This is a genomic window from Wocania arenilitoris (assembly GCF_021728535.1).
GTDB lineage: Bacteria > Bacteroidota > Bacteroidia > Flavobacteriales > Flavobacteriaceae > Wocania_A > Wocania_A arenilitoris.
In genome coordinates this window covers 16,819-34,995 of record NZ_JAKKDU010000022.1, presented here as the reverse complement: position 1 = coordinate 34,995, position 18,177 = coordinate 16,819, and the positions used below count along the sequence as shown (strand labels likewise).

16 protein-coding genes are annotated in these 18,177 nt (G+C 30.0%); 4 read left to right on the top strand and 12 right to left on the bottom strand.

Annotated features, from left to right (window positions below; genetic code table 11):
• Window positions 1-141: 141 nt before the first annotated feature.
• The 11 genes from L3X37_RS14665 to L3X37_RS14615 all read right to left on the bottom strand — a co-directional run bounded on the left by L3X37_RS14665 (window position 142) and on the right by L3X37_RS14615 (window position 14,127).
• Window positions 142-825 carry a hypothetical protein gene (locus L3X37_RS14665; RefSeq protein ID WP_237240919.1) on the bottom strand — a complete coding sequence of 228 codons (684 nt, stop codon included), beginning with the start codon at window positions 823-825 and terminating at the stop codon, window positions 142-144.
• 160 nt (window positions 826-985) lie between these two features.
• Window positions 986-1,774, bottom strand: a complete 789-nt coding sequence (locus L3X37_RS14660; RefSeq protein ID WP_237240918.1) for a hypothetical protein — start codon at window positions 1,772-1,774, stop codon at window positions 986-988.
• A 322-nt stretch (window positions 1,775-2,096) separates the two neighbouring features.
• Window positions 2,097-4,973: a DEAD/DEAH box helicase family protein gene (locus L3X37_RS14655; RefSeq protein ID WP_237240917.1), complete on the bottom strand. Its 2,877-nt coding sequence runs from the start codon at window positions 4,971-4,973 to the stop codon at window positions 2,097-2,099.
• The gene (locus L3X37_RS14650) at window positions 4,970-6,301 is read right to left on the bottom strand and encodes a DNA methyltransferase (protein WP_237240916.1); all 1,332 of its coding nucleotides are present in this window, start codon (window positions 6,299-6,301) and stop codon (window positions 4,970-4,972) included. The genes L3X37_RS14655 and L3X37_RS14650 overlap by 4 nt, the downstream gene beginning before the upstream one ends.
• A 2-nt stretch (window positions 6,302-6,303) precedes the next feature.
• Entirely contained in the window at window positions 6,304-8,247 is a 1,944-nt protein-coding gene (locus L3X37_RS14645; RefSeq protein WP_237240915.1) for a DNA methyltransferase, read from the bottom strand.
• The gene (locus tag L3X37_RS14640) at window positions 8,237-8,533 is read right to left on the bottom strand and encodes a helix-turn-helix domain-containing protein (protein WP_237240914.1); all 297 of its coding nucleotides are present in this window, start codon (window positions 8,531-8,533) and stop codon (window positions 8,237-8,239) included. The genes L3X37_RS14645 and L3X37_RS14640 overlap by 11 nt, the downstream gene beginning before the upstream one ends.
• A 321-nt stretch (window positions 8,534-8,854) precedes the next feature.
• Window positions 8,855-9,379, bottom strand: coding sequence for a hypothetical protein (locus L3X37_RS14635; protein ID WP_237240913.1), 525 nt, complete (start codon window positions 9,377-9,379; stop codon window positions 8,855-8,857).
• An 840-nt stretch (window positions 9,380-10,219) separates the two neighbouring features.
• The gene (locus L3X37_RS14630) at window positions 10,220-10,576 is read right to left on the bottom strand and encodes a hypothetical protein (RefSeq protein ID WP_237240912.1); all 357 of its coding nucleotides are present in this window, start codon (window positions 10,574-10,576) and stop codon (window positions 10,220-10,222) included.
• Window positions 10,577-10,772: 196 nt separating this feature from the next.
• Entirely contained in the window at window positions 10,773-12,152 is a 1,380-nt protein-coding gene (locus L3X37_RS14625; RefSeq protein ID WP_237240911.1) for a S41 family peptidase, read from the bottom strand.
• Window positions 12,153-12,324: 172 nt separating this feature from the next.
• Window positions 12,325-12,849, bottom strand: coding sequence for a hypothetical protein (locus tag L3X37_RS14620; RefSeq protein ID WP_237240910.1), 525 nt, complete (start codon window positions 12,847-12,849; stop codon window positions 12,325-12,327).
• Between the two features lie 165 nt (window positions 12,850-13,014).
• Complete coding sequence (locus L3X37_RS14615) at window positions 13,015-14,127, bottom strand: tyrosine-type recombinase/integrase (protein ID WP_237240909.1); 1,113 nt, start codon at window positions 14,125-14,127, stop codon at window positions 13,015-13,017.
• Window positions 14,128-14,265: 138 nt separating this feature from the next.
• Here L3X37_RS14615 and L3X37_RS14610 point away from each other — a divergent pair, with 138 nt between their 5' ends.
• Window positions 14,266-14,553: a hypothetical protein gene (locus L3X37_RS14610; protein ID WP_237240908.1), complete on the top strand. Its 288-nt coding sequence runs from the start codon at window positions 14,266-14,268 to the stop codon at window positions 14,551-14,553.
• A 56-nt stretch (window positions 14,554-14,609) separates the two neighbouring features.
• A complete protein-coding gene (locus L3X37_RS14605; RefSeq protein ID WP_237240907.1) occupies window positions 14,610-14,912 on the top strand; it encodes a transposase in 303 nt (100 codons plus the stop codon).
• 458 nt (window positions 14,913-15,370) lie between these two features.
• Here the strand turns inward: L3X37_RS14605 and L3X37_RS14600 are convergent, their stop codons facing one another.
• Entirely contained in the window at window positions 15,371-16,027 is a 657-nt protein-coding gene (locus L3X37_RS14600) for a YceI family protein (protein ID WP_237240906.1), read from the bottom strand.
• 158 nt (window positions 16,028-16,185) lie between these two features.
• Here L3X37_RS14600 and L3X37_RS14595 point away from each other — a divergent pair, with 158 nt between their 5' ends.
• On the top strand, window positions 16,186-16,719 hold the full coding sequence (locus L3X37_RS14595; RefSeq protein ID WP_237240905.1) for a nucleotide exchange factor GrpE: 534 nt from the start codon (window positions 16,186-16,188) through the stop codon (window positions 16,717-16,719).
• 9 nt (window positions 16,720-16,728) lie between these two features.
• Window positions 16,729-17,850 carry a molecular chaperone DnaJ gene (dnaJ, locus tag L3X37_RS14590; protein ID WP_237240904.1) on the top strand — a complete coding sequence of 374 codons (1,122 nt, stop codon included), beginning with the start codon at window positions 16,729-16,731 and terminating at the stop codon, window positions 17,848-17,850.
• The last annotated feature ends 327 nt before the right edge of the window (window positions 17,851-18,177 follow it).

Sequence of the window (18,177 nt, the reverse complement as noted above, 5' to 3'; positions counted from 1 at the left end):
GCAGTAGCAAATAAGTTACTAAAACAAGCTTTTGCCATTGCAAAAAGTGGATTGCCTTACGATGAAAACTTTGTTTCAAAATTAGCTTAATAATGCTTGTTTTTTAACTCAGTTCTTTGTTGCCACCAGTACTTTTTCGGTTTAAAAGAATTTCGATAAATAATCAATTCTTTCTTGATTCGTAATTATTTCGTGATACCAAACAGGTGGCTGATAATCAACCCATTCATTTTCTTTGTCGCTTTCAATTTGTTTCTTTCGAGCGTTCTCAATAATGTCAAGTAATTTCTTACTCGGATTTTTTAATAATTCAATCGACTTTATCTGATTAACCTCAATAGTTGTTTTTCCGTTTTGTTCATCTGAACTATATGCGACAAATAAATCTAATGGAAGTTTTGTATAAATAGGCATTTGTTCCAAAAGTCTATATTTTGCAACTTCTGTTTTGGTAATTGTCAATGTATTTTTTTCTTCATCAAATTCAGTTTTCGGTTGTTGAAGATATCTTGCGCTTATATTCTCAACATAGCATAATTTTGAAGTTCCATTTCGATGAGAAGCATAACTGTCAAGATTTGAAAGGTTAAATTTAAAGCCATAAAGAATTAATTGTTTTGTTCCGTTATCGTGTTCGAAGCAAAATCCGTGAGTTCGATATTTATATTCATATCCTCCAGCTCCAAAAGTGACAAATCCTTCTATTATTTTTCCGTCGTTTAATGTGACTTTACACACAGCTTGAATTTCAGGTGCTCCAAGGTCAAGATTAACTGTTTTTCCAGATGTAAAAAGTATTAAAATTATAGAAAATATTATTCTCATTATCGTGTTTTTCGTATTGGTGGCAACGTGTTTGTGTATGATTAGTGGCGTGTTTAAGCACCTAATTTAGCAAATAAAAACCGAATAGAAAATCCGCGAGGATTTTCGTAAGTAGGCGAGAACCAGCCATTAATTATACACGGTGTTGCCACACGTTTTTTTATTCCCAAAATTCATATTTGAAATATCTTGGTACATATCCACGAACGCTTTTTAAAAGTCCGTTTTCGTAATATTTATAATTCAGTTCATATTCATTAATTCGGTCATTCATAAATATTGACTTAATATCTGATTTTATAAGTTGACCTTTTTCGTTAAAACTGTTGTTAATTGTTTTATTATCCTCAAACCTTTGTAAATCGGTTTGGTCAGAATATGCTAAAGTATTTGTTATTCCGTTTTCCGTCGTTTTTACTTTTTTTAGTTTTGGTTCTAAATAATAACCGAAAAATCTGCTAACATAAAAGTCTTTTTCATATTCTTTTGTCTTTTCGTAAACTACTATTGAATCTTTTTTCTGCGTTGTTGTTGATTTAAATGGTTTGTAATAGTAATTAGTTTCATAGACAAAACTTCCCAATTTTTTTCTTGATGAAATCAGTTTATTATTTGCTCCATATTTAAATGTTATTGAATCTTTCCCTATGGAATCTATTACTTTAATCAATCGATTTTGAGAGTCGTATTCATAACTATTGATTTTGTCAGTTGATTTGCGATTTCGTGTTTTACGATTGTAAGAAGCGCTATATTCAGTCGAGCGTATTCTTTTTCCATTTCGGTCAAATTCTACAATTTCAGATAAGTCTTTTGGTGAATTTAAGTAGACAAATATTTTTTTTACTTGTCGATTTGAATAAATACTATCAGGTTGCCATTTATTTTCAATTTGCCCAAAACTCCAAAAAGGAATAGAAATAAATATTATAAAAATTAGTCTGTTCATTCTATGGAATTCGGTTTTTCTCAAATGTGTGGCAACGGTCTAGTATATGAAAAGTAGGGCAGGTGATAAGCACTTATTTTCGGATTTATACTGAGCCATATTTTTCATTTTATTTTTAACTTTTTACTAAAATACAAATTAAAAATATGGCGAACTTTGCAAAAAAGCACAAGCCTTTATTTTAGCAATAACCACCCTATTTTTTATATACATTGTTACCTGCTGGCTTTTATTTCCGCAAACTTGCTAGCGTTGGCGTGAAAGCTCTTTGCAACCGCAGGAACGAGGATTGCAATGTGCTTGAACATTGTGGAGAAATATATCATAAAGTAAATATTACAAAATTCAGAAATGGAGAAACATACTTTTTCAAAATAGCTTTATGATCTTTTTCATATTCAAGTCTGTTATCAAGTGCTAACAATTGATTTAACTTATTTATTCTTTCTGGGATTAAACAAATTACTTGTTTTTCAATTTCAATAAAATCAGAAAAAACAGATAAATGATTTCTGAAATAACCATACTGATTGTATAAAGTTGTTCGTTTAGTCCAAATATCAGTTAATGAGTATTGTGAGCCGAAAAGTTCATTTAACTCATTTAATATGGTATCACGATTTGCTTCATTCACTAATAAAAGATTTGGGTATTTTTCTCTTAAAATGAAAATTGAATTAATTGCTTCTTGTACAGATTCATTCGATGAGTCATAAAGTGTATTTACACCAAAGGCAAACTCGAAAAAATTCAAGGATTTTGTTCGTTCAATAATTTTTAGACAAGCTCTATATGGGAATAATAATCTTGATTCATTTGAATCTTCTAAATAAGTCGAATAACGCAACATTTGTCGCTTAAAAAGTGTAGTGTTATCTATTTTACCATCTAAATATTTTTTACCTAAAGGAGTAATATTATAATTTTTTTTGTCCTTGACAATCAAACCTAACCTTAAAGTATGTGATACATTGTTGTTATTAATTTTAGCTTCTTTATTTGTAATTGTTGTTTTAGATGGCTTGTACTTATCAATTGTTGGTTGAACTAAACTACTGAAATAAGAGTCAACTGAATAGTCTCCAAGTGTTTTAAAAATACGTTTATAGCCACTCTTTCGTTCGTTCTTACCGTATTTTACAGTAGGCTCATAAAGCACATTAGTTGGGTTTGCATTTACAGTTGCAATCTTTAAGTAAAGTTTATCTGCAAAATCATCTATGTTTATGCTATTTGGTAGGAAGAATTTTATAGGGTTTTTACTTCCTTTTTTATATTTAGTAAATTTACCTTTAACCGCTCCTTGATTTATTTCGTTAATCCATTCATCTAATCTGTCGTCTTGGTCTCTTAAGGCCTGTAGAACAGAATAAACCATTTCAAAAGATTCCATATTTACAATATCGGAAGAAGTTGAGTCGTCTGGAATCAATACAGGAATAATAAAAAATGCTGTTTTATCAGGAATGCTAAGTGGCTTTCTTAAAGCTCTACCACAAGCTTGAACAATATCTATTATTGAATTTTTATTATCAACAAAATAAATTGAATCGATAATTGGCACATCAATACCTTCCGTTAAACATCTTGCATTAGAAATAAGCCCATATTTTGAGTTTTTAAATTCGTCTAATTTTTCTTGACGATTACCTGCGGACATACTACCATTTATGTGATCTATAAATAAATCAGCAGATCCAATTGATTTATTTACTTTGGTGATTAAAGTATCTAAATTGTTACCATTACCTATAGTGCCTGAAAAAACTTTTGCATTGTTGACTGATGAATGAAATGAAATAACCTTGTTTATAGGATATGATTCTATAGCTTTCGCTAATATTATTTGAGTAAATAATGTTTGTGCAGTTGTAAAGGTTGTATTATCGGCTTCATTTAATACTTCCAATTCTTTATTATTTGCAATCCAATTTTTTAATTCGGATTCTTGGATACCAGCAACAATTATTTCATAGTCTGATATAATTTTATCATTAATTGCATTACCAAAATTGTAGCTGTGAAATAGTTTTCCATAAATTGCTTCATCATCCATTGAAAAAACTAATCTATCTTGATCTGCTGCTATTTTCTTAAGTTTTGGCCTCAACATTCGTTGTGTTGCGGTCATAAATAACCTTTTAGAACTAGGTATATTATTATCATCTAACGCTAAAGAGAAAAGACTTGATTCTTTAGCACCTGCTGTTCTATGAGCTTCATCAAAGATTGTTAAATCGAATTCTAAATCATCAATACCCAAAAAGGCTTCTGCAATTACAGGTAAAGATTGATATGTCGAAAAAATATATTTGGTGTCAACATTTTTTGAAATTAAAAAATCCGATATTTCGGTAATGTTAGTAGTTACAGGTATATTTAATTCAGAAATGGCTATATCTCCATTATCCTCTTCATTTAAAGAAACTGACTTATCACTACAAACAGCTAAATATGAAAAAGGTCTATTACTTTGATTTGCCCAAGCCTCTAATGTTTGTTTTATTAGAGCTAAACTTGGTGCTAAAAAAAGCACAGTTTTTGCATTGATTTTTTCTGTTATCCATAGTGATGTTAAAGTTTTACCAGTACCACAAGCAGCTATAACTTTACCTCTATTAGAGCTTTTAAAACCATTAACAGTGTCCTTGATTATTTCTTTTTGAAAATCATATGGTTCATACTTTGCTCTTTTAATTATTTTCCGATTGTTCGTTAATGTAAAAAGAGATTTAAAAAACTCTTCATCTAAAACATCAAAGTCATCAACTAATATCTGTAAATGTTTTTCTTGCTTTTTCGATAGGTTAGTTACAGAATAACAATTTGCAATTGTATAGTTAATATCTGTATGTTGAGCTTCTACCCAAAATTTAGCTAATTCATCATAGCTTGGTTTTTTTCGATTTGATCTGAATTTTACTTGATAACCTGCACCTTTACCATTCTCTAAAATTATTAAACCATCAACTCCACTATCTTTTTTTTCTAATTTATATTTTTCAAGATATTTTTTAGGAATTTCTGTTGAACGGTATACCTCTGAAATTTGATAAAATTGTGAATTTAAAAGTAAATAGGCATATATGAATTGTTCAAAAACCTCACCTTTTTCGTAAGTGGTAGTTAATTGCTCTATTTCTTGTTCAAGACTACTCCAATCTTTATGTTTCTTCTTAAGTAATTCGCTGTATATCATAACAATTCTAATTCTATTATAGATTCACGCATTAATTTATCGTAATTTAAATGTAGATCGGTAGTTTGTTGTCCGGAAGCTCTGATTTTACGAGCATAAAATATATTATTTACCTTATAACCTGTTTTTTCAGCTATATCGCAGATTAAAAGGTCTGTTGGAACCATAATACCTTTATACCCTGAATTAGCAACTACTATAAAACACTTGCCACCTTTAACTAAAAGCGTTGCTTGCCGTTGAAGTATTTCAAACATATCATCAAAATAGCCTCTTAGCATATCTGGGATGTTTTTATTCCAAATATTATAAGTTGAAATTAAATTGGCAATACTATCAACGTCAGGTATATTGTTTTGAATAGTATGATTAAATTTAGAATTAACGTGAGATCTCATAGCTATAGATCTATACTTAGCAAAACCTTTATAGCTATCTACGAAACCACCTAACCAGAATTCTAATTTATATACTTCACAATAATCAAAACAATTAGCATAAGGTGGAGAAAATATTGAAATCCCAACTTTTTTATCAGTTAACGACTCAAGAGTTTTGTCTATTAAAATTGAACTATTGTAAACTAAATGATTGGTTTCATTAGAATAAGTAGTTGTGGCAATGTCGTGAAGCATTTGATTGCATTTTGATAAAAAGTAATCGTAAATATTTTCAATTTGCTTTTTGTTTTTTTTAAGCTTAAGCCCATTGCCATCTTTAACTCTGATTGATGCATCTTCAATAATTGATAAGTAAGCAAGCATTAATATATTCTGAGCTTTAATATTACTAAGAGAATCAATAAAACCTTTTATCCTTTGTAGACTTTCTAGTTTTTCTTCAATAAATGATGATTCAACTACTTTAGGTTTCTCATTAAATTTCCATTTTTTAGATTTATCAAAATTATTTAATATACTTCTAATTTCATCTGTTTCATTGATTGAGTAATTATCCAGTTTTACTTTAGACGCAAAATAGGCCATAGGGTTTATATCCGTTCCAATTGAATTATAACCTAATTCTTTAGCAACCAGGTTTGTAGTTCCAACACCACAAAAAGGGTCTAAAACGTATAAATTTTTATCTGGCTTTACATCTTCTAAAATAGAAGCAACTAAATTACGAGCATAACCTTGTTTATAATCGTACCAACTGTGTATCGGAATTTCTTTGTTTGTACTAAAATTGACTAAATTCTTATATTCATCTTTAGTTACAAAATCATATTTATCTATTAATCGAGTAATAATTTCTTTATAATCCTCCAGTAAACCTGTATGATTATCATTGTCTAATACTATCTTATCTACACTTATTCTACTCATTATTAATATACTTTTTTTAAATACGCTTTATTAAATTTTGAAAATAAATTATGCTTGTTAGTTTGTAAAAATGACTTTGAAAACCCTTCTATTATTGGTAATGAACTATTTAGGAAACTCATTAACCAATCATATTTACTCACTTCATCAATATTCGAGAATTTATGGTATAAAGCGTCTAAATCATTAGAAAAGGATTCTTCGCTTTCATAAGTCTTTAAGTTTTTTGTGTCACTTTTTTTAAAGACATAAATAAAATCCCCATAAGGTGAACCATCAAATCTTGTATGAGCAGTTTGTTTGTAATTATCTACACCACTTTGAAAATAAATTCCATTTTCTTCAAGTGTAAACCCTGAACGAAATATTGAAAAAAGAAGAGCTAACCAAGCACTTATATCTTTATTATTAAAGGTTAAAATCATATGCTTTTCAGGTTTTAAAACCTGAAAGCATTTATTAAATACACTATAAAGATTGTCTTCATATGTGTACATTGATTTAGCTCCATCAAATCCTTTTTTTCTATTTGATATTGCTTCTAATGAAAAGTCTGGATGGTTGTTATATAAATCTCTATTCCAAACATACCAGAAGTGCGACAACTCTAAGTATTGCACGTTACTACCATAAGGTGGGTCGGTTATTATTGAATCAATACTATTTTCAGGTAAATCGCTTAATGCAATACTATTGTTATTTAATAAAAAGTTAGACTTATCATTTAAATCTTTAAAATCACTTGTCTTACTTACCTTGTAATCAAATGTATTGTTATAGGATAACGAATTTTTTACACGTTTTAAAGATTTAATAAAAGCGGATAAAATGTTTACTTCACAAAATTGAGAAGGAATCCAATAAGCGTGTTTACTCCAGGTGGTTGGTTTACCTCCTTGCCAAGCATCATTTGTAAACGACATAATATTTGTTTCTTTCACTGTGTTACTAAAAGCAATCCTTAATAACTCATAATCATTTGCTGAAAGATTATTTTTCTCTTCGTTAATATAATAGAGTAAGATGTTGTTTATTAATAGGTTTCTTTCAGTAAATAAATCTTGAAAGTTTAAGATACCTTTTTCTACAAGAGTATCTTCTTTTTGCCTATCCCAGTTTTGAGGGATTAAATCTTTTGTTACGGCTATTTGGTTATTAGTGATTATAGATTCTAGATATGTAATATGCTCTTTTAATCTTTTTTCATCTTTTTTTAATGGCTTATAAACGATCTTCTGTCTATTAGAATCAAAACCTACTAGATATAAATACTTGTGTCCAATACGTTTTGAATGTCTTTGAGCAAAACCTTTCTCTTCTTTTAAATTATTATCACAAGACTTATTTAAACATTTGTAAAATCCTGGTTTATTCCTGAGTTCATTAGATAATAAGGTTTCTTTGTTGCATTGAGGACATATTACTTTAAAAGTAGTTTCTATCCAATCTATATAAATTCGCTCACCTCCAATCTCAAAGAAATAATAGTCATCATATAAACTACCAATCTTTTCAATGATTGACTTAAAACTTTCAAATAGCAGTTTTATATCATCACCTTTACTTACCATATTATTAATAATAAAAATGGACAATGGGTTTAAGTCATAGCCAACTACTTTTCTGTTTAATTTTAACCCTTCGTAAAGGGTTACACCACCACCACAAAAAGGGTCTAAAATAATCTCATTTTCATTACTGAAGGACTTAATTATTTCAGAAAAAACATTCCAAGGTCTTCGGGCAAAATATTTATGTATTTTATAAGGTGCTGTATGACCTAAAGCTTTGATTGGATTATATACATTACTATTAATATGAGTATTAGTGTTATCTTTTTTATTCTTCTTCTCGAAAAGGTGTAATTGTTCAGGTTCAGAAACTAAATCAACATTTACGAGTTCTTTTATTTCGTTTGAATATTTTAACATTGAACTAAGTTTCATTATTTATTTTTAATTCTTTCTCTGCAATTTTTAGGGCTTGCAAAGCTTGTTTTTCATTTTCTACTAATTGAAATACTTGGTCTGCTAACCAAAGAGAAAACAGGTAGTTACAGTCGAGCTTGAAAAGCTTTGCTAATGTCTCTATATGTTCACGTTTTACGGTTTTTTCTCCTCTTTCTATTTTACTAAGCATTGCGGTATCCATATCTAACTGGGCAGATAAATGCCTGAGTAGCATTTCTTGTTCTTCTCTTTTAGACCGAATTAAGTCTCCGAATTTATTCATTACTTATTTGTGTTAAATACGTTTGTCAAAAATAGACAAATTAATAATCAACAAGTCTTTTTCAAACAAATTGTTTTCAGATTACTAAAATGGTTGCGTTGGGAAAAGTCAAGCTCTTTTTATTTTTTGAGGCACGAAAAAAATGAAATGTGCTTGACTGCGCGTTGGCTTTTCAGCTTGCAGGTAACGTGTTTGGCTATGGTTTCGTTGCGTGGGTTTGGCACTAAGTTAGTAAATAAAAACTGGCAATAATTCAGCGCGAGGATTTTCCGAAGGAAAATCAGAAGCAATGAACTTTAGCCATTGTTGGCAACAGTATTTTTAATTATTCCTATTTAAATAAGCGGTAATTATGATTTCCTTATCCGATTGGCTAAGTCCATAGTCGATTTCTGCCCCTGGTTTAACAGGCGGAAGTTCGGTATCATTTAATAAAACATAGCGCATTAAATATTCGCCAATTTCAAATTCGAAACCTTCGCACCCTGCGGAATAAAAAACATGATATTCCTTGTCGTCTATTGCCCTAACAATTAAATCAGCTTTTTCTTTAAAATCTTTTTGCTTGATTAATCCTTCGTAACCTATTGCTTTTACAGTTCCGTTTGGATATTTGGTCAGATTCATTAACTCGCTTAGGGTCGCATTATTCATTATCCAATGTCTTCTTTTTTGATATTTTTCCATTGAGCGACCATTTGGTCCAATTCCCCCGGTGTAACCAATATCTTTTGCCACTAAAACTGAATCCTTTATGGATTTCGAAACACCATTCCAATTGTGAAACCAGCTTTTATCATATCCAGAATATAGCACAGCAACAATCCCAATTCCGATTATTGTCAAAATCGGGAATAACAAGGAAAATCGATTTCGTCTAATGCTATTTCTGCGTTTGGTTTTCATATTGTTGCCAACGGTCTCGTATAAGAATAGTGCGGTTTTGCGTCCGAGGATTTTCCGCAGGAAAATCAGAGTGACCAAATACGCACTAACCTTTTGGTTTAGGATTAAACTTAAGCATTATTTTTATACATTGTTGCCAGTAGTTTTTTGTTTTTTTACAATTCGGTTCTTTCGTCTTTAATTCAGGCCAAATTCAATAAATTTCATTAAAAAAATATATCAAAAACAAAGGGAACCAGATTGAAAAAAGCATATATAGTATGCTATAAAAACCTATTTTTTTGTCAATTATTTTTCTTCGAGCTATTATTTTTTCAGTTCTGTTTTTGGATATGTATTTATAAAAATTAATTCCGCTAAATATTATTGCTAAAGGAAATATTGAATATGCAATATATTTTTTATCAATTATTATATTCAGGTCAGTCATAAAATAGATTACAATTATTAAAATCAGAAAATTTGCGCCTTGGCAAAATGAAATAAATATTATTGGAAATGCTTCTGGACTTGAGTCGACTTTTTTTTGTTTATTATAGAGGTATTGAAATAAATCATCATAGAATTCCATTATGCTATTCAATGTCATATTTATTCAGATTTGAGTGAGTTCAAATTACTGGCAACGGTTACGTATAAGAATAGTGCGGTTTTGTGTCCGAGGATTTTCCGCAGGAAAATCAGAGTGACCAAATACGCACTAACTTTTGTTTAAGCATTAAAATTAGCATTATTTTTATACAATGTTGGGCACTGGCTTTTAATTTTTTAGTCAAAACCTTATAGTTTGGTCAGTTTGTATTTATTATATTTTCTTAAATTAATCTCACTTATTTCGGGCTTTCTTTTGGAATAAACTACTTTGAATGTCATTCCAACACATCCTTTTTTATTATTATTTTCCTCATCGCATTTAAAAGAAGAAACAGCCTCCTGTCCTTCATATTCAATTCCATCAACAGAGTATTTATAAGTAACCCAATTTTTACCTTGACTACCATAGGAATAATTTATGATTTTAGCATTAGTAGAAACACCAAAATCAATTAACTCTCTTTTTGGTTTGTAGTTAAAAAAATAATACAAAACACAAATGGCGACAATTATCAATACCGCTGTTATTCTGTTTTTATTCATTTTGTAATTCCGATAGTTTTAGTTTATGCACTTATTTTAGTTTTTTACCCAAGTTCCTCAGCTTGTGCCTAACGTTTAGTATAAGAATAGTAGCGGATTTTTATGCACTTACCATTTTGTTATTACTATTGTTTGATTTATAACTCTCATTTCGTTTAAGCGATTAAACCGCTATTATTTTTATACAATGTTGTGCTTAGTACTTATTCTCTATCATTTTCAATAAACCATCTAATATTTCATCATTTTCATCTAATAGATGGTCTTTTATGTATATGTCAGGAATAACACCTTCAGCTTTTTTACTTCCGTTTACACGTACAATGTAGCCTTTGGAAAGTTTTACTTCAATACCTGTTTTAGGTAAGTTATATGCATATTGTGAAGCATACAAACTTGGAAAATCACCTGTTTCCTCACCCACAATAGTTGCAAAATTATAATCTTGGATTTGTGATGCTGTTACTGCTGATTGGGAATGACTTTGCCTATTAACTAGAACGTAAACAATACCGTTAAATCTTTTTTCTTTGGGTTGAGGCTGTTGCGGTTCGTACTCATATGTATAAATACTCCCATCTTTGTTTTCCATTACCTTTTTCCAATATGGCTTGGAAATGTCATAATTCTCTTTTACGTGAGCTTTCAAGATTGCGCTTGTTTTTATGGTTAACTCAGAAGTCCAAAGGAAAGGTTGGTTGGCAATGTATGACACCAAATAATTACCAAAAGGCTCATCTCCACCAAGATTGTTTCTAAGGTCAATAATAAGATTTGGAAGACTCTTCTTTTTTATTTCTACAAAGGATGAATCGATAAATCGTTTGTATTTTTCTATGTCACCGCTTAAATCACCTGGTATTAAATAGGCAGACTGATTTATGAACTGTAATTCTCTTTTCCCAAATGGAATATCATTTCTCTTATATTCATAATCTTCAAGAATATCTATTGGTTTTAAATAGTGTTTAGTTATTGTACCATTTTTTTTTGTCTCAATTATAAAGTCTTGTTGTTCCCCAAAAACTTGCCAATAAAGTCTTGGGAAAGTTATTAATTCTAGTTTTGCATTTTTAAAATTCTGCCTTTCGGCCGAAATTAATGGATACATCTTCACTAGTATCTCTTTAACAGATTGATTATTAATACTTAAAATTTCAGTGCCAATTTCTAAAGAATCTTTATTTGACCAGTTCTTTCGTATAAGTGCTTTACCATCTTCAATTGCGATTTCTAATGGAAAAATTGTTCCACCTGAATAGGCATATTCGGCATAAGATGAACTAGGGAACCAAATTTCAGTATGTCCATTATTAGCCTTTGAAATAACAGTTTGAAATAAGGATGTAGTTTCAAGAAGGGAAAGGCTGTCTTTTTTTATTGAAGATTTTACCTTTTCAAAATTCTCATCAAAGGACTTTTTTGTGACGTAAGCATATAAATTGTAATGTGCTTCTTCTAGAGATTTTCGTAAGTAATCTAAATCTTCAGTAACATCTTTTTTAGAAAAGTTTTTCTGCCCAAAAACAGGAATTGAAAAGAATGCAAGTATAATCGTTAAGTGTATTGCTTTCATTATTAAGTCAATTGATTCATTTTGGTATTAAGCACAACGGTCTCGGCTATGAGTAGTTGCGTGGTTTAGCGATTAACTTTGCAAGTACACACCAAACTGAAAATCCGCGAGGATTTTCAGAAGTAGGCGAGAACAAGCAATTACTTATAGCCATTGTTGGCAAACGTATTTTTTATTTATCGGTTTTGTGTTTTTCGTAATATTCATTTTGTAAATATTTTTCAATTAGAGGATATGGCATTTTAAACCATTCATAATTGTTATCCAAGTTCCAACCATTGATTTCAGATATTGGAATTTTGAATTTTTCAATGATAAAATCCAAATTAGTATTACAATCAAATAACATTACACTGTCATTTCTGATAATAAAGCATTTATTGCTTTTTGGCAGTTTTTGAAAGTAATCCTTTCGGTGTATTTGTTCATTAATTTCACAATCGTTTCCAATAGAAATTGAAGCCGTATCTTTTTTAAAAGAGATGTATTTTCTATCTGGGTTTTCAAATTCTATATAAAGTACGCAACCTTTCCAGAGTTCCGTTTTCTCAACAATTCCGACTTTTTGATTTTGATATTTTTCCAAATAAATTTCTCCCATACTGGGATTATCCCATGGTCTGTCTAAAAGGAAGAGAAATACCAAAAACAAAATTGGTAATGCAATTAAAATTTTTATTCCAGGTTTTTTGTTCAATCTGGTTTTCGGTTTTATATGTTTGCCAACTTGTTTATATAAAGAGCTTTTATCTTTTTATTTGTCCAAAATAGAGGGCTATACGGAAGTTACAGCTATATTTACTCTTTTTAGTCTCCATATTAAATTGATAGAAAATTCTTATTAAATAAAGATAATAATGATTTATAGATTATCAAAAGGATTTTTAATTTTTCTTATACTAGTTTCAGAAACATGTGTGTAAATCATAGTCGTTTTAGGACTACTATGGCCCAATAATTCCTGAATATACCTTATGTCTGTGCCATTTTCTAATAAATGAGTAGCAAAACTATGCCGAAGAGTATGTAATGTAATACGCTTTTTAAGACCAATTTTATCTACGGCATTTTTTAATATTTTTTGAGCACTGGCACTACTATATTGTTTGCTTTTTTGACCCTCAAACAAATATTCAGTTGGTTTATATTGTTTATAATAGTTCCTTAATAAATGCAAAAAAGAATCAGACAACAATGTATATCTATCTTTTTTGCCTTTAGCACCTTTTATATGTATAAGCATTCTTTTGCTATCTATGTCTTTTATTTTTAGAGAAATAGCTTCTCCAACTCTTAAACCAGCTGAGTAGATAAGACTTAATAATGTTTTATGTTTGAGGTTATGAGTTTCATCAAAAATTTGTTTTATTTCTTCAACACTTAAAACAACAGGTAGTTTCTTTTCTTTTCTAGGTCTCTTTAATTCTAATTTATCTACTTCTATACCAATATATTCAAGATATTTTTTAATACCATTAATACATTGATTTTGGTATGAAATGGATTTGTTTGGCTTGACAATAAAATCATAATTAAAAGATTCAATTAGTCTTTTAGAATAATTAGACGTATTTTTCAAACTTGCATACCTTATAAAGAATACCGTGACTTCAACATAGGTGTTTACGGTATTTTCACTTAATCTTTTTTGTTGCAACCATTTTTTAAATTTTTGTATGTCTTTATTTTGATTTTGTTTAAGCTTTGGTAGCAAAATATTGGTAATGGAATTTGAAATAACTCTATTAGTTTTAAAATCATTATAATCGATAAAACAATTGATATCTCTAAGGTGATCATAGATTCTTTTTTTGTTTTCCGAAGAATATTTAATATAAAATGTTTTATGAGTTTTACTCCATTTAACATCTGATAACTTTTTTAGATGTAATCTAACCTTTTCATTATAGTTAAATTTAATAGCAATTTGATTGACACTTTTATGTTTAAGAGGGCTTAGTTTAACTTTAATCATGGGTTAAAGATATTTAAATGCAATCTGTTTTATAAGTTATATTATAATTCATTGAATATCAATAAATTAAGCGCTAAATTATTAGATTAAAACATTGATTTTAAGCATATTATAAAAATAATACTACCTATTTTTCTAATGAAGAAAACCAATGCTTCCGCTAAAAGTAAAGAATTAAATTCAGTTTTAAGCTCACATTTTAAAGGTAAAATCAATTTAGCAAAGATAAAGCTCATATCACACTTCATTATTGCGCTTTGCAAGGTACAAACCGTTACTTTTAAAAAATTGGCTAATACCTTTGAGAGTTCTGTTGATAGTAAATCGTCATTAAGACGTATCCAAAGATTTATCGCTGATTATAGTTTAGATGCAGCTATTATTGCACGACTTATTTTTAATTTACTGCCAAGAAAGAACAATTAATACTAAGTATTGACAGAATCAACCAGAAGTTTGGACAGGCAAATATTAATATCTTTATGATGAGTGTAGTTTATAAAGGTGTTGCCTTTCCTTTATTATTTACCATGCTAAATAAACGCGGTAATTCTAATAGTCAAGAGCCTATAAATTTAGTGAATCGTTTTATACACCTCTTTGGCAAAGACATCATAAAATCTATTGTGGCAGATAGAGAGTTTGTTGATGATACATGGTTGGAGTTTTTGAACAAAAATCAAATCAAGTATTACATACGAGTTCGAAATAATTTTAAAGTAGAACTGCTCCATAAGAACAAAACCATTAAAGCGTGGCATTTGTTTAATACATACAAGGTGTAAGAGTTTATGTGCTATCCTAAAATAGTTGCATTAATGGTAGCTTTGTTATCTGTCTGGTTGTAAGCTACGGCCTAAAAATGGCAAACAAGATTTTTTTATTATTGTGTTATTTAACAAACCAGATAAAGCTATGCAGCAGTATAAAGAGCGATGGCAGATAGAAATGTGTTTTAAAGCTATAAAAACCAGTGGTTTTCATAGCTTTAAAACACACGTTTACAAGACATAAAGCGTATTTAAAAATTAGTTTTGCTTGTAATGCTGGCTTTTGTGTGGTGCTACAAAGTTGGCATATATTTGCATCAACTAAAGCCTATCAAAATAAAAAACATGGAAGAATGGCTAAAAGCATATTCAAAAATGGACTGGATTACATGGCACCTGTACTCTTATCCTGTAAAGCTAAATAATACAAACTTGACTAAATTTTTGTCATGTAGTTAGATAATTTTTATTACTTAATACTTTGTAGCCTTTACTGTAATTTTAAGTTCAATATCATCGTTAATAAACTTGTCTCCCAAATCATCAAAAAACGATTTAGAACCATATTTTACATTCCATTTAGAACGATCAATAGTAAATGTTTCACTAGTTAAAATTACTGTACCATCAGTGTTAGTAACCGTTACAGGAAAAGTAACATTGTTTTTTGTTTCTTTAAGTGTTAAGTTTCCAGATAGCATAGTTTTTCCTTCAGCTTCACTTAAACCAGTAATTTCAAAAGCGGCACTTGGGTGTTTTTCAACATCAAAAAAATCAGCACTTTTTAAGTGTCCAGTAAGCTTTGCGTTGTATTCGTTTTCTTTAGGCATATCTAAAACTTCAATAGAGTTCATATCAATTAAAAACGTACCACTATTAATTTTACCATCAACCATATTTAAAACCCCATTTTCAATACTAATGGTTCCGTTATGTGTTCCTGTTGGTTTAAAACCTTTCCACGCAATGGTAGATTCGCTTACATTAGCAGTATATTTTTCTGCCGAAGCCTTTGTAGTTGCTGCTTCTTCAGGTGCTTTCGTGTCAGCTTCTTTAGCTTTGTCTTTACATCCAGTTGCACTTATAACTAAGGTCGCAATAGTAAATATTGCTACAATTCTTTTTTTCATGTCTTTGTGTTTTTTAGTGTTAAGTCACAAAAATACATGATTTGCTCCGTTTTTTGTAAAAAAAACATTAAAAATATATTGTGACATTTTGACATTTTTATAATAATGGCAGTACTTTTGCCAATTCAAAATTGTAAGTTGATAAATTTAAAACGACAATGTCTAAAAAAGATAAAAAAAATATAGAAAAGGAACAGGCGGAAAACATACAAACCGAAACTGTTGATGTTGAAGAACAAACTATTGAAGAAAAACTTAAAGACGAAGTAAAGCAAGAAAAGGATAAGTTTTTAAGGTTATTTGCTGAATTTGAAAATTATAAAAGAAGAACCTCTAAAGAGCGTATTGAATTATTTGCAACTGCAAGTGAAGATGTAATGCTTACTTTATTGCCAGTTCTTGATGATTTTGAACGTGCTTTAACGCACATTGAAGAAGATAAAGAAGCCGAAGAATTGCGTAAAGGAGTTTTGTTAATTTATCAAAAACTAATAAAAACATTAGAGCAAAAGGGTTTAACAGCAATTGTAATTAATAAAGGCGAAGATTTTAATGCAGACAACCACGAAGCAATAACACAAATACCAGCACCAACTGATGATTTAAAAGGAAAAATTATTGATGTTGTAGAAAAAGGATATAAACTGGGAGACAAAATAATTCGTTTTCCTAAAGTTGTTATTGGGCAATAAAACAAAACTATGGCTAAAAGAGATTATTACGACATATTAGGAGTAAGCAAAAGTGCTAGTGCTGCCGAAATTAAAAAGGCATATCGCAAAAAAGCTATTGAGTTTCACCCTGATAAAAATCCAGACGACAAAGACGCTGAAGCAAAGTTTAAAGAAGCAGCCGAAGCTTACGAGGTATTAAGCGATGCCGATAAGAAAGCGCGTTACGACCAATTTGGTCATCAAGCCTTTGAAAATGGCGGCGGCGGTTTTGGCGGTGGCGGCATGAATATGGATGATATATTTAGTCAGTTCGGAGATATTTTTGGTGGCGCTTTTAGTGGCGGCGGATTCTCCGGTTTTGGCGGCGGTGGTGGTCAACGCAGAGTAAAAGGTAGCAATCTTCGTATTCGCGTAAAACTAACGCTTGAAGAAATAGCAAATGGTGTAGAGAAAAAAATTAAAGTAAAACGTAAAAAGCAAGCACCCGGAACAACTTACAAAACCTGTTCTACTTGTAATGGTAGTGGTCAAGTTACTCGAATTACAAATACTATTTTAGGTAGAATGCAGTCTTCTGCCCCTTGTAATGTTTGTGGTGGAGCAGGACAAACCATTAATAAAAAACCAGCTGATGCCGATGCTCAAGGACTAAAAGTTGCAGAAGAAACCGTATCAATAAAAATACCAGCAGGTGTTGTTGATGGCATGCAACTTAAAGTTTCTGGAAAAGGAAACGATGCTCCAGGAAATGGTATTTCTGGTGATTTGTTAGTAGCTATTGAAGAGTTAGATCATCCAACATTGCAACGCGAAGGCGATAATTTACATTACGATTTATATGTAAGTTATCCAGATGCGGTTTTAGGCACATCAAAAGAAATTGATACTGTTACAGGAAAAGTACGTATTAAAGTTGAAGCTGGTGTACAGTCTGGTAAAATTTTACGCTTACGCGGAAAAGGAATCCCGAGTATTAATGGATACGGAAAAGGCGATCTTTTAGTGCATGTAAACGTGTGGACGCCTAAAACATTAAACAAACAACAAAAAGAATTTTTTGAAAGTATGAGAGATGATGAACATTTTTTGCCTAAGCCAGAAAGTTCGGATAAATCATTTTTTGAAAAGGTAAAAGATATGTTTTCTTAGTTAAAGAAAAATTTAAAGTTCTCTTATAGTTTTGGCTTTAATTCCAAAAAAAAAACTATATTTGATCTATCACTAATTAACTTTAGTGATAATTTTTCTTTTTCATAGCAATTTTTTTCCCATCCTTAATTTTATTAAGGGTGGGTTTTGTTTTTAGTGAGATACTATTTTTTTAAGTCGCAAAGCGACCCATAAAAAATAGCAAATCGAACTAACCCTGTTGCAGAACAGGGTCTCATAATCTATTTTTTACCTGATTTAAAAAAGTTTAACAGTCTTCTCTAAGTTACTCTGTAACATTTAATATATTTACAACACTTATTTTAA